This is a genomic window from Streptomyces sp. NPDC047043 (genome assembly GCF_040644055.1).
In the GTDB taxonomy this organism is placed as follows: domain Bacteria; phylum Actinomycetota; class Actinomycetes; order Streptomycetales; family Streptomycetaceae; genus Streptomyces.
The window spans coordinates 51,384-64,530 of record NZ_JBEYVO010000049.1 but is presented as its reverse complement, the minus strand read 5'-3'; the positions used below and the strand labels follow the sequence as shown (position 1 = coordinate 64,530).

General features: G+C 70.8%; 9 protein-coding genes. 3 read left to right on the top strand and 6 right to left on the bottom strand.

Features of this window, described 5'->3' with window-relative positions; translation table 11 throughout:
* Window positions 1-69 precede the first annotated feature (69 nt).
* On the bottom strand, window positions 70-726 hold the full coding sequence (locus ABZ880_RS49385; protein WP_361277635.1) for an MBL fold metallo-hydrolase: 657 nt from the start codon (window positions 724-726) through the stop codon (window positions 70-72).
* Window positions 727-781: 55 nt separating this feature from the next.
* Complete coding sequence (locus tag ABZ880_RS49380) at window positions 782-1,468, bottom strand: maleylpyruvate isomerase family mycothiol-dependent enzyme (protein WP_361277634.1); 687 nt, start codon at window positions 1,466-1,468, stop codon at window positions 782-784.
* Between the two features lie 224 nt (window positions 1,469-1,692).
* Between ABZ880_RS49380 and uvrA the strand changes: the two genes are divergently transcribed.
* Window positions 1,693-4,722, top strand: a complete 3,030-nt coding sequence (gene uvrA, locus ABZ880_RS49375; RefSeq protein ID WP_361277633.1) for an excinuclease ABC subunit UvrA — start codon at window positions 1,693-1,695, stop codon at window positions 4,720-4,722.
* Window positions 4,723-4,893: 171 nt separating this feature from the next.
* Here uvrA and ABZ880_RS49370 read toward each other — a convergent pair whose 3' ends face one another.
* From ABZ880_RS49370 to ABZ880_RS49355, 4 genes are all read right to left on the bottom strand, one after another.
* On the bottom strand, window positions 4,894-5,805 hold the full coding sequence (locus tag ABZ880_RS49370; protein ID WP_361277632.1) for a carbohydrate kinase: 912 nt from the start codon (window positions 5,803-5,805) through the stop codon (window positions 4,894-4,896).
* Window positions 5,802-6,878, bottom strand: a complete 1,077-nt coding sequence (locus tag ABZ880_RS49365) for a LacI family DNA-binding transcriptional regulator (protein ID WP_361277631.1) — start codon at window positions 6,876-6,878, stop codon at window positions 5,802-5,804. Before ABZ880_RS49365 ends, ABZ880_RS49370 begins: the two co-directional genes overlap by 4 nt.
* Window positions 6,879-7,062: 184 nt before the next feature.
* Window positions 7,063-8,019 carry a hypothetical protein gene (locus ABZ880_RS49360; RefSeq protein ID WP_361277630.1) on the bottom strand — a complete coding sequence of 319 codons (957 nt, stop codon included), beginning with the start codon at window positions 8,017-8,019 and terminating at the stop codon, window positions 7,063-7,065.
* A 211-nt stretch (window positions 8,020-8,230) separates the two neighbouring features.
* Window positions 8,231-8,602: a response regulator gene (locus ABZ880_RS49355; protein WP_361277629.1), complete on the bottom strand. Its 372-nt coding sequence runs from the start codon at window positions 8,600-8,602 to the stop codon at window positions 8,231-8,233.
* A 214-nt stretch (window positions 8,603-8,816) separates the two neighbouring features.
* On the opposite strand from ABZ880_RS49355, the gene ABZ880_RS49350 reads away from it, so the two are divergent.
* Window positions 8,817-10,193, top strand: coding sequence for a sugar ABC transporter substrate-binding protein (locus ABZ880_RS49350; protein ID WP_361277628.1), 1,377 nt, complete (start codon window positions 8,817-8,819; stop codon window positions 10,191-10,193).
* Window positions 10,194-10,368: 175 nt separating this feature from the next.
* A complete protein-coding gene (locus ABZ880_RS49345) occupies window positions 10,369-13,098 on the top strand; it encodes a PAS domain S-box protein (protein WP_361277627.1) in 2,730 nt (909 codons plus the stop codon).
* Window positions 13,099-13,147 lie beyond the last annotated feature (49 nt).

Here is a 13,147-nt window from a genome sequence, read left to right as displayed (position 1 = left end):
TGGGCCGGACGGGACGTACGGGGTGTGACGCTTCTGCAGGGGCGGCAGATCGTGCGACCCGCCCGCCCCTCACCACCCGCGCGCGTGCCACTCCGGCAGCTGCGGCCGTTCCGCGCCCAGGGTCGTGTCGTTGCCGTGTCCCGGGTAGACCCAGGTCTCGTCCGGGAGCACGTCGAAGATCTTCGTCTCGACGTCGTGGATCAGACTGGCGAACGCCTTCGGATCCTTACGGGTGTTGCCGACGCCCCCGGGGAAGAGGCAGTCCCCCGTGAACACATGGGGATGCCCGTGCGGGTCGTCGTAGACGAGGGCGATCGAGCCCGGCGTGTGCCCGACCAGATGGCGCGCGGTCAGCTCCACGCGCCCCACCCGGACGGTGTCGCCGTCGTCGACGAGGACATCCGTCGGCACGGGAATGCCGGTGGCGTCCTCCCGGCCCGCGTAGGTGCGGGCGCCGGTGGCCGTGACCACCTGGGCGAGCGCCTGCCAGTGGTCGCCGTGCTGATGCGTGGTGACGACGGACGCGATGCCGTCGTCACCGATCATGCCGAGCAGGGTGTCCGCGTCGTTCGCCGCGTCGATCAGCAACTGCTCGTCCGTGGCCCGGCAGCGCAGCAGATAGGCGTTGTTGTCCATCGGGCCGACCGCGATCTTGGTGATCATGAGGTCCTTGAGCTCGTGCACGTCCGCCGGGCCGCCGACCGTCACCTGTCCGCTGTACGTCATGGCGGTCAGCCTATAGCGGGGGAGTGCGCCCCGGTCCCCGCTACAGGCCGTGCGGTCACAACGGGGGAAGCGCAGGCAGCGAGCCGCCGGCCACGCTCAGCCCGGACCCGTCCCGGCGCCCGGCGAGCCAGCCGAGCAGTTCCGGCGCCGAGCCCGTGACGGCGATCTCCGGCTCTGTCGCCTCCCGGCCCGTCCGCCACGCGCGCGTGCCGTCCGTCAGGCGTGTCGGAGGCACGTCGGGGTGCCCCGAGAAGCGGGCGGCGAGGAAGTCGATCTCCCGCTCCGTGAACTCCGCCGGCAGGTCCTCCAGCTCGTATCCGATGCCGAGGTCCACATGATGCAGCTCCACCTCGGCCCACCGTCGGAACGGCACCCTCGATGCCGAGTCGGTGACCCCGTTGCGCAGCTCCACGGTGCGCGACCAGTCCGCCGGTGCGGTCCCGGTCGCCTGGAAGCGGGCGGCGCTGTCGCGCACGTCGGCGAGCTGGACGTCGAGGGAGCGCGGGGCATCCCGCTCGATGTCGCTGTCGCGCGCCTCCCCGGAGACGTACATGGGGCGTCCTTCGAGGACGTTCACCAGAGCCTCCGCGTTGCGGGCGAGGTGGGCGAGGACGTGGCCGCGGGTCCAGCCGGGGAGCCGTGACGGCTCGGCGACCGAAGCGTTGTCCAGTTTGGCGGCTGCGGTGAGCAGCCGGTCGGTCGCGTCACGTACAGACGCCAGGTCATGACCGTGATCAATCATGGTGCTGACCCTAGCCCCGCCACACCTTTGGGTGAAGGTGGTGAAGCAGTGCCGTAAATCGAATGCGCGTGCTATATGGTCGGTCGTGGCGTCGGGCATGCTGGAGGGCCGGGGATTGTTATGCAACCCGGGAATCCGACCGGCGTTGTCAGTGGCTCCCCCTAGTCTGAGAAAGCACGGGGGCCTCGCCCCTGTCACTTCTCTCAAGAAAGGTGCGGACCGGCGTGGCCGACCGTCTCATCGTCCGTGGCGCGCGCGAGCACAACCTCAGGAATGTCTCGCTCGACCTGCCGCGCGACTCGCTCATCGTCTTCACGGGCCTGTCGGGGTCGGGTAAGTCCTCGCTGGCCTTCGACACCATCTTCGCCGAGGGGCAGCGGCGCTACGTGGAGTCGCTCTCCTCGTACGCCCGCCAGTTCCTCGGTCAGATGGACAAGCCGGACGTCGACTTCATCGAGGGTCTGTCCCCGGCCGTCTCCATCGACCAGAAGTCGACCTCGCGCAACCCGCGCTCGACGGTCGGCACCATCACCGAGGTCTACGACTACCTGCGCCTGCTCTTCGCGCGCATCGGCAAGCCGCACTGCCCCGAGTGCGGCCGCCCCATCGCGCGCCAGTCGCCGCAGGCCATCGTCGACAAGGTCCTGGAGCTGCCGGAGGGGAGCCGCTTCCAGGTGCTGTCGCCGCTGGTGCGCGAGCGCAAGGGCGAGTTCGTCGACCTCTTCGCCGATCTCCAGACCAAGGGCTACTCACGCGCGCGTGTGGACGGCGAGACGATCCAGCTGTCCAACCCGCCCACGCTGAAGAAGCAGGAGAAGCACACCATCGAGGTGGTCGTGGACCGCCTCACCGTGAAGGACTCCGCCAAGCGCCGCCTCACCGACTCCGTGGAGACCGCACTCGGCCTTTCCGGCGGCATGGTCGTGCTCGACTTCGTCGACCTCCCCGAGGACGACCCCGAGCGCGAGCGCATGTTCTCGGAGCACCTGTACTGCGCGTACGACGACCTGTCCTTCGAGGAGCTCGAGCCCCGCTCCTTCTCCTTCAACTCGCCCTTCGGCGCCTGCCCGGACTGCACCGGCATCGGTACGCGCATGGAGGTCGACCCCGAGCTGATCGTCCCGGACGAGGACAAGTCCCTCGACGAGGGCGCCATCCACCCCTGGTCGCACGGGCACACCAAGGACTACTTCGGCCGCCTGATCGGCGCCCTCGCGGACGCGCTGGGATTCCGTACGGACATCCCCTTCGCGGGCCTGCCTCAGCGCGCAAAGAAGGCCCTGCTGTACGGCCACAAGACCCAGATCGAGGTCCGTTACCGCAACCGGTACGGCCGCGAGCGCGTGTACACCACGCCCTTCGAAGGCGCCGTCCCCTTCGTGAAGCGCCGCCACAGCGAGGCCGAGAGCGACGCCAGCCGTGAGCGCTTCGAGGGCTACATGCGCGAGGTGCCCTGTCCCACCTGTGAGGGAACGCGCCTGAAGCCGATCGTCCTCGCGGTCACGATCATGGGGAAGTCGATCGCCGAGGTCTCCGGCATGTCCATCAGCGACTGCGCGGACTTCCTGGGCGAGCTGAAGCTCAACGCCCGCGACAAGAAGATCGCCGAGCGGGTCCTGAAGGAGGTCAACGAACGGCTGCGCTTCCTGGTCGACGTCGGCCTGGACTACCTCTCGCTGAACCGCGCGGCCGGCACTCTGTCCGGCGGTGAGGCCCAGCGCATCCGCCTGGCCACCCAGATCGGCTCCGGACTCGTCGGTGTCCTGTACGTCCTGGACGAGCCGTCCATCGGCCTGCACCAGCGCGACAACCACCGGCTGATCGAGACCCTGGTCCGGCTGCGCGACATGGGCAACACGCTCATCGTCGTCGAGCACGACGAGGACACCATCAAGGTCGCCGACTGGATCGTCGACATCGGTCCCGGCGCGGGCGAGCACGGCGGCAAGGTCGTGCACAGCGGCTCCCTGAAGGAGCTGCTCGGCAACGCCGAGTCGCAGACCGGCCAGTACCTGTCCGGCAAGAAGTCGATCCCGCTGCCCGACATCCGGCGCCCTCAGGACCCGACCCGCCGGCTCACCGTGCACGGCGCCCGCGAGAACAACCTCCAGGACATCGACGTCTCGTTCCCGCTCGGCGTGTTCACCGCGGTCACCGGCGTGTCCGGCTCCGGCAAGTCGACGCTGGTCAACGACATCCTGTACACGCACCTGGCCCGCGAGCTCAACGGCGCGAGGAGCGTACCGGGACGGCACACACGCGTGGACGGCGACGACCTCGTCGACAAGGTCGTGCACGTCGACCAGTCGCCCATCGGCCGCACCCCGCGGTCCAACCCGGCGACGTACACCGGCGTCTTCGACCACGTCCGCAAGTTGTTCGCCGAGACCACCGAGGCGAAGGTCCGCGGTTACCAGCCCGGCCGCTTCTCCTTCAACGTCAAGGGCGGCCGCTGCGAGAACTGCGCCGGCGACGGCACGATCAAGATCGAGATGAACTTCCTCCCGGACGTGTACGTCCCGTGCGAGGTCTGCCACGGCGCCCGGTACAACCGGGAGACCCTGGAGGTCCACTACAAGGGCAAGTCCATCGCCGAGGTCCTGAACATGCCCATCGAAGAGGCGATGAACTTCTTCGAGGCCGTCCCGGCGATCAACCGTCACCTCAAGACGCTGAACGACGTCGGTCTCGGCTACGTCCGCCTCGGCCAGTCCGCGACCACCCTGTCCGGTGGTGAGGCGCAGCGCGTGAAGCTCGCCAGCGAGCTGCAGAAGCGCTCCACCGGCCGTACGGTCTACGTCCTGGACGAGCCGACCACCGGTCTGCACTTCGAGGACATCAGCAAGCTGCTGAAGGTCCTGTCCGGCCTGGTCGACAAGGGCAACACGGTCATCGTCATCGAGCACAACCTCGACGTCGTCAAGACCGCCGACTGGGTCGTCGACATGGGCCCCGAGGGCGGCGCCGGCGGCGGACTCGTCGTCGCCGAGGGCACGCCCGAGGAGGTCGCCGGGATCCCGGCCAGCCACACCGGCAAGTTCCTGCGGGAGATCCTCGGCGCCGACCGGATCAGCGACGCGTCCTCGGTGCAGGCCCCGCGCAGGACAGCGGCCAAGAAGACGGTCGCGGCCAAGTCGACGGCGAAGAAGACGACGACGGCCAGGACCGCCAACAACACGGCCACCAAGAAGGCGGCCGGGGCCACGAAGAAGGCGGCACCCGCGAAGAAGACGACGCGGGCCCGAAAGGCCTGAGGCGCGCGAGGAGCGAGCCTCGACAAATCCGGAAAAGAGCGGCGCCCCGCGGGAACTCCCCGCGGGGCGCCGCTCGTTGCAAGATCAGCCGCCCGATCCCTGCGGCTGCGACGAACCTTGACTCCTGAACAGTGGAATCAGCGGCAAGAGCGAAGGAAAGCCGAACGCCCCTTACCAGTCCCCGAGTTCGGAGGCGTACGGCGGCTCCGCGCCCGCTCGGGAACATGTGATCGCGGCTGCCCGCGCCGCAAGTCGCAGCAGCCTCGTCCAGCCGTCGGCGCCCAGTTCCAGGAGCGCCTCGGCGGACAGGGCGTCCTGGGCGGCCAGACCATGAAGAAGAGCCGCGTTCACCGTGTCACCGGCGCCGATCGTGTCGACGACGGCGACCTTCTCGCCCGGCACGGGGTACACGGCTCCGTCCCGGGTGAAGGCGGTGAGCCCGTCACCGCCATGAGTGATCACGACCGCCGCCGGCCCGGCCGCCAGCCACTCGTGCGGGGTGCCGCCCAGCCAGTGGGCGTCCTCCTCGGAGAGCTTGAGCAGCGACACCGAGGGCAGCCAGCTCTTGAAGCGGGCCCGGTAGGCGTCCGCATCGGGAATCAGCCCCGCCCGGATGTTGGGGTCGAGCGCGGTGAAGACACCCTGTGCGGCTGCCGTCCGCATCACAGACTCGTAGGCGGTCGCGCCGGGTTCCAGGACCAGCGAGCAGGTACCGAAGGAAACGGCACGGGTCTCGGCGGGCAGGGCCTCCGGAGCCGCGAACAACCGGTCGGCGGTGCCGTCGACGTAGAAGGAGTAGGCGGCCGAGCCGCTCCCGTCGATCGTGGCGACCGCGAGCGTGGTCGGCTCGGCGCCGCGCTGCACGGCCGAGACGTCCACGCCCGCTTCCCGAAGACCGTCGAGCAGGGCTTCGCCGAAGGCGTCGTACGACGTCCGGGAGCAGAAGGCCGTGGGGGAGCCCAGGCGGCCGAGGGCCACGGCCGTGTTGTAGGGGCCGCCGCCGAGCGCCGGCTTCAGGCCCGCGAGGGCACCCGTGCCCTGCGGTACCAGATCGATCAGAGCCTCACCGGCGACGACGATCACGAGATGGTTCCTTTCTCGAACTGCGCGGGCCGTTCAGGGTGTTCGGGCCGTGCCGACCCCTCCGGGCAGCCGCACGAGGTGCGGTGGACGAAGACGCAGGGGAGCCGCAGGGTGCGGGTGGGGAGGTCCGGGGCGGCGAGGCGCTCCAGGAGGACCCGGACCGCCTGGGTGCCGATCTCCTTGCTGGGCTGGGCGACCGCGGTGAGCCGGGGTGAGAACAGATCCGCCCAGGCGAAGTCGTCGAAGCAGCACAGGGCGATGTCGTCGGGCACGGCCAGACCGCGGTCGCGCAGGGCCCGCAGGGCGCCGATGGTCATCGCGTTGTTGGCGGTCACGAGCGCGGTGGGCGGATCGGCGAGGGAGAGAAGGGCGGCGGTGACCCGCTCGGCACCGGCGGACTCGGAGTCGCCGTGCACCACGAGGTGTTCGTCGTAGGTGAGTCCGGAGGCGGCCAGACCCCGGCGGTACCCGGCGATGCGTTCGCGAGTGGTGCTGAGGCCGGGCAGACCGGCGACCAGGGCGATCCGGCGGTGGCCGAGGTCGGCGAGATGGGTGACCAGGTCGGCGGTCGGTTCGGCGCTCTCGGCACAGACCTGGTCGTAGCGCGGTGCACCCTCGGCGCAGGTGTCGACGAGCCGGTCGAGGAAGACGGTCGGTACGTCATGACGGCCGAGGTAGGCGACGAGTTCGCGGGGGTTCGCGGAAGGGGCGACGATCATGCCGTCGACTCGGCGTTCGTGCAGCAGTTGGACGACCCTGCGCTCGTGCTCCGGGTCGTCGTGCGGATCGGCGATGAGCAGGCTGTAGCCGTGTTCCAGAGCGCCGGCCTCGACGCCCTGGAGGATCTCCGTGAAGTACGGGTTGCTGATCGCCGACACCGCGAGGCCGATGGAGCGGGTGCGCGAGGTCACCAGGGAGCGGGCCAGGGTGTTCGGGGTGTAGCCGAGCCGGTCGATGGCGTCCAGGACCGCCTGGCGGGTGTGGGGGAGGACGGGCCGGGTGCCGTTCAGGACGTGCGAGACGGTCGCCACGGACACCCCGGCGCTCCGAGCGACGTCGGCCATGGTGGCCATCGCGTTCTCCTTCCCGAGCCGCGCCCTCTCGCCGACGGCGGCGCGGGTCCTTCCGGCCGGGACGCTATCCCATTCGACGGCAGACGTAAACGTTTGCGCAAGCGTTTACGTCAGTGCGGCAGACGGCCACCCACGGGGGAGCCCTCACTTGGAGCGCTGCTCGACCCGCCCGCTCAATCCCGCCTCACTCCCAGTCCCACCCGATCCCCACGATCCCCGTCCGCACCCGGGGCTCCACGAGGTGGACGGAGCGGTGGCGGCCGCTGAGGGGGAGTTCCTGGCGGCCGCTGCGGGGGGCCGCCGGTGAGTGCTGGGCGAAGCGGTGGCAGCGCGTCGGCAGGGCCTGTTCGTCGAAGTGGACCTGGAGTGCGTACTGGCCGCCGGCCGGCCCGAACCCGCGGACGTACTCGCGGGACACCCCGGCCGTGCCGTCCTCGACGCCGTAGCGGAAGAGGAAGGTGTCCCCCGCCCGCAGACGGGTGTCGAAGAGGAACTCGGCGACGAGGACACCGGTGTCGTGGTGCACGCGCACGCGTCCCGCGCGGCAGTTCTCCAGTGCGTGCACCCGCATGCGCTCCGGCGCGCACCCCGGGTCGCCGTGGTAGACCGCCACGAAGCGATCGACGCCGTCCTTGTGGGCACGCACTATGTGGTGCGACTCGCGCCCCGCCAGTTCGCGGCGCGGCCCGATCCGTACCCGTTCGTGGTGCCCGAGGGTGTGCATCCCGCCGTCCAGGGGCGAGCCCAGCTCGGCCAGCAGCTGTTCCAGGACGTCGGAGGCCGCCACGAGGGAGCGGTAGGAGCGGCCCGCGGGGCGTTGCGCGGCGGTGCGTTCGTCGGTCTCGGCGAGCAGCCGGATCAGGGACTCCTCCGGCAGCTGGAGGATCTCCTCCAGCGCCCGTACGGCCCGCAGGGACTCGGGCCGCTGCGGGCGGCGGGCGCCCTGCTGCCAGTAACTCAGGCTGGTGACGCCGACCTTGACCCCGTAGCGCGACAGATGGTGCTGCACGCGCTGCAGCGGCAGCCCGCGGGCGGCGATCGCGGCGCGCAGCGCGACGTGGAAGGGGCCGCCCCGCAGGGCCGAGTCCAGTTCCGCGGTGGCGACGGCGGCGAGGTCCGCGGGCTGTGTGGCGTGCGGCATGCAGGGGCCTTTCTGTGAATGCTCGCTACGGCTGGTCGGGCCGGGTTCACGCTGTCTGTCGGGGCCACCCCGTCGGCGTCGGGGCGTCTTCACATCCGTACGCCGTCGTTCACGGCCCCGAGTTCCCCCGCATTGAAGCGTGTTGACCAAGTCCCGACAACACCTGATGCCCAACAGCGGCGTACTCCTGGCCGAGACGCGGCCGGTGGGCTCAAGTCGGCGCGGTGGTCCCCTCGTTGCCCAGTACGTCGCGAATGGCCCGTGCGGACAGCGTGGACTTGGGCACGAAACCGCGCGCGGGGCTGGCCGCGACGAGCTCCTGGAAGTCCTCCTTGGAGTGGGTCGAGACGATGATCACCGCCGGTACCCGTTCCGCCAGCAGCCGGGCCAGGTCGAGTCCGCTCTCGCCGTCCAGGTCGAGGTCCACCAGGGCGACGTCCGGGGCCAGCTCCGCAGCCCGTTCGAGCGCCTCCGCACCCGTCGTGGCGACACCGACCACAACCACTCCGTCCCGCTCCAGCAGGGTGCGCGCGGCCTCCAGGAACCGGACGCTGTCATCGACGAGAAGACAGCGCATGGACATGCTGACAGCGTGCCAACCCGTGCGGGATTGCGCTTTCCAGCTAGCCGGAAAGTGTCGACGAGCGGAGCGTGCGGATATCCGGAGCGTGCTGAAGTCCTGTCCCGCGTCGGGCCGTTGCGGCGGTTCGTACTCACGCAGCGCAGCGGCACGTCACCAGGGGTAGCATGATGCCGCCCTGGGGAGGCCGTGTCGTCCGGTCGAATGGGGGTGCGCGATGAAGACGCCGCACATGTGCGCCATGAGCCGTCGGGTGCGTCGTGCCGCGGGATCGGGGGCACTGGGAGTCGCTCTCCTGCTGGCCGGATGTGTCGGCGGCGACGGAGACGGCAAGGCGAAACCGGCGCGCGGCGACACCACGTGCGACGGCAGAATCGAGGGCACCCAGAGCATCACGGTGTGGTTCCACGCGGGACAGAGCGGTGAGCTCAGCACGCTGCGCAGCCAGGTCGCGGAGTTCAACAAGGCCCAGAAGCAGGTGCGGGTCGAGCTGGTCACCCTGCCGGAACAGCGCCCCTACACCGAGCTCGTACTGTCCGCGGCGGCCAGCGGCGAACTGCCGGACCTGCTCGACTTCGACGGCCCGTACCTCTACAGCTACGCCTGGTCCGGCAAGCTCCGGCCGATCGACTCCTGCGTGCCCGAGAAGGTCCGGAAGGATCTGCTCCCCTCGATCCGCCGGCAGGGCACGTACGCCGGGCGGCTGTGGGGCGTCGGCACCTTCGACTCCGGCCTCGGCCTGTACGTACGGCCATCCGTGCTCGAGAAGGCGGGTGTGCGCATACCGAAGGGGGCCGAGGACGCCTGGACCGCGAGCGAGCTGACCGGCATCCTGCGCAAGCTCCGCAAGGAGGGCTACCGGGCGCCGCTCGACCTCAACTACTTCGACTCGTCCCACCCCGACGAGTGGGACACCTACGCCTTCGCCCCCGCCGTGTGGTCAGCGGGCGGCGACCTCATCGACCCCGAGACGTTCCGCACGGCGGACGGCTTCCTCAACGGCCCGGAGTCGGTGCGGGCGCTCACCACCCTTCAGGACTGGGTCAAGGAAGGGTTCGTCGACCCGAACAAGGACCACGCGGCGTTCACCAAGGGCCGCACCCCCATCTCCTGGATGGGCCACTGGAGATATCCCGAGTTCAGCAAGGCACACCCCGACGATGTCGCGCTCGTGCCGCTGCCGGACTTCGGCAAGGGTTCCGCGACCGGGATGGGTTCCTGGCAGTGGGGCATCCCGGCGGGCTCCGCCGACGGCGATGCAGTCTGGCGGTTCATCGAGTTCCTGCTGCGGCCGGAGCAGGTCAACCGCATGACCGAGGCCAACGGCGCGATCCCGGCGACGAACAGCGCGGTGAAGCTCTCACCGCAGTACGGCGGGAGCGGTGCCGAGCGGCTGTTCATCGAGCAGCTGCGGGACGGTACGGCACGGCCCCGGCCGCAGACGCCCGCATACCCGGCGATCACCGGTGCCTTCGCACGCGCCTTCGCGAAGATCATCACCAAGTCCCCGGTGAAGAAGACGCTGGACCAGGCGGTCGAGGCCATCGACAAGGACCTCGCCGCGCACGACGGGTACCCGCAGAGCGGACCATGAGCCGCGCACCCGGTCTCCCGCCACGGCCCGCAGGAACGTGGACGGCCACCGAGCCGACCGGCATCCTGAAGAGACTGTGCAAGCCCGGTTGCCGAAGCCGCGCGATCTCCACACGCACCGCAAGGCCGACGGAGCGCTCGAGGTGCACCCGTCGGCCGGACTCTGAGGAACGGTCATGCGCCGCCCGCTCGTGAGAAGACCCGGACCCGCCGGGGCCACGAGACGTGCCCCGCTCCTGGCCCGGCTGAGCGTCGGCCGCAAGCTGATGCTCCTCGTGCTGCTGCCGGTCACCGGCCTGCTGGTCTTCACCGCCTTCAGCGGTGCGGCCGAGTGGCGGGAGGCCCGGACCCTGCGCGACTTCCACACCGCGACCCGGGTCTCGTTCGCGACCACCGATGTCTCCGACGCCGTCGCACGGGAGCGCATCGCCGCCGTACGGTCGCGGCTGCGTCCCGGCCCGGTGACCCTGGCCGAGCGGTCGAAGGCCGAGGCGCTCACCGGCCGCGCACTGCGGCGGGCCGCCGAACAGGCCACGTCCTGGTCCGGCACCGACGTCGCCGGCCGGCTCGACTCCGTGCGGCGCCGGCTGCGCGAGGTGCGCGTCGAGACGGACACCGGCTCGCTCGCCATCCCGGCGGTGACACAGCTCTACCAGGGCATCGAGGACACCCTGCTCGACACCGTCGCCGGTCTCGAATCGGGGCGCCCCACCCGCGCCTCGGGCCGCGCGGCCGACGCCCACATCGCGATACTGGCGGCCATCGAGGCCGCCGAACGGGAGCGCGTGGAGCTGGCCGTACTGCTCGACAAGCCCCCGGCCAAGTGGCCCACCGCCGCCGGGCGCTGGGCCGCCCTGGAAGAGGCCCAGCTCAGGGAGTTCCGGCAGAACACCTCCGGCGCGCTGCGGGCCCAGCTGAACACCACACAGTTCCAGGCCCCCGGCCGGGCCGTCCGCCAGGTCCGTGCCCTGCTGGAGCGATCGCCCGGCACCGAGGGCGCCGCGTGGCCCACGTACGACCGTTGGCTGGCCGACTCCAAGGCCCGCATCGACTCGCTGCGCGGCATCCAGGACCAGACCGCACGCGACCTCGCCGACGCGGCCGGCCACGACCGGGACAGCGCCTACGCGCGCGCGGAGCGCGATCTCGCCGCCTCCCTGGCCGTACTGGTCGTCGTCACCGTCCTCGCCCTCGCCCTGCGCCGCTCGATCACCCGTCCCCTCAGCGAGGTCTCCGACAGTGCCCGGGCCCTGTCGTCCGGCGATTTCTCGTACGACATCCAGTACGCGGGGCGTGACGAGCTCGGTGTCGTCGCCGACACCTTCCGCGAGCTCCACGTGACCACCGAGCGGCTCGCCGCCGAGATCCGCGCCATGAACACGGCGGTCGACGACAACCGGCTCGAACACCGGGCCGACGTCGCCTCGTTCAGCGGCACCTGGGCCCAGCTTCTGCGGGGGATGAACGGCACCATGGCGTCCTTCGCGGCGGCGCACGGGCGGCGCAGGAAGGCCGAGCGGGAGCTGGAGAGCGTCTTCGACCTCTCCCTCGACCTGCTGTGCATCAGCGGACTCGACGGCTACTTCAAGCGCGTCAACCCGGCCTTCGAACGGACCCTCGGGTACGCGGGCGAAACGCTTCTGTCCCGGCCGTTCATCGAGTTCGTCCACGAGCAGGACCGGGACAGCACGCGCGCGGCCCTCTCCCGGCTGGCCGAGGGCGTCGAGTTGGCCCAGTTCGAGAACCGCTATCTGCGCGCCGACGGCACCGAGCGCTGGCTCCAGTGGAGCGCCCGGCCCGTCCCCGAGGAGGGGCTCATCTACGCCGCCGCCCGCGACGTCACCGAGAGCCGGCGTGCCGCGCGCGAACAGGCCGCGCTGCGCCGCGTCGCCACCCTGGTGGCTCGCGGTGCCCCGCCCCACGACGTGTTCACCAAGGTGGCGCGGGAAGTGGGGGCCCTGCTGAACACGAGCGCGGCCGTCCTCCGCCACGAGGCCGACGGCAGTCGCAGGATCCTCGGGACCGCGCACGAGATGCCGGGCGAGGCCGAGAGGATCACGCGCGAGGCCATCGACGAGGTGTCCCGGACAAGGCGCGGGGCCCGCGTCGGCCGTGCCGTGGCCGCGCCCATCGTCGTCGACGACCGGCTGTGGGGCTTCATCGTCGCGGCCTCCCCGCTGAAGTCGCTGCCGGAGGGGACCGAGTCGCGCCTGGCCGACTTCACCGAACTCATCGCCACCGCCATCGCCAACGCCGACAGCCGGGACCAGCTCACCGCGTCACGCGCGCGCGTGGTGGCCGCGGGCGACGCCACACGGCGCCGCATCGAACGGGATCTGCACGACGGAGTCCAGCAGCGGCTCGTCTCGCTCCAGCTGGACCTCAGGCTGGCCCAGGCCATGCTGGAGGAGCAGCCCGAGGACCTTTCCGAGCAGCTGGAGCACATCGCCAAGGGGCTGGAGGACACCTTCGAGGATCTGCTGCAGGTCGCGCGCGGCATCCACCCGGCGATCCTCTCCAAGGGCGGCCTGGGACCCGCGCTGCGGGCGCTCGCCCGCCGGTCGTCCCTGCCCGTGGAGCTGGATCTGCGGCTGCCTCCGGGCCGGCTCGCGGAGCAGACGGAGGTCGCCGTCTACTACGTCGCCTCCGAATGCCTCACCAACGCCGCCAAGTACGCGCGTGCCGACGTCGTACAGGTGGAGGCCCGCACCCACGACGACGTCCTGGAGCTGACCATCCGGGACGACGGTGTCGGCGGCGCCGAGCCCGGCCGCGGCTCCGGCCTCATCGGGCTCAACGACCGGGTCGAGGCGATCGGCGGCAAGCTGGAGGTCGACAGCCCGCCGGGAGAGGGCACGACCGTGCACGTACGGCTGCCGCTGGGCGGGCCCCCGAAAGGTTTGTGACCGCCCGAGGCGCACGCAGGGGAGTTTGTCCAGGCGGGGGAGTCCTGAA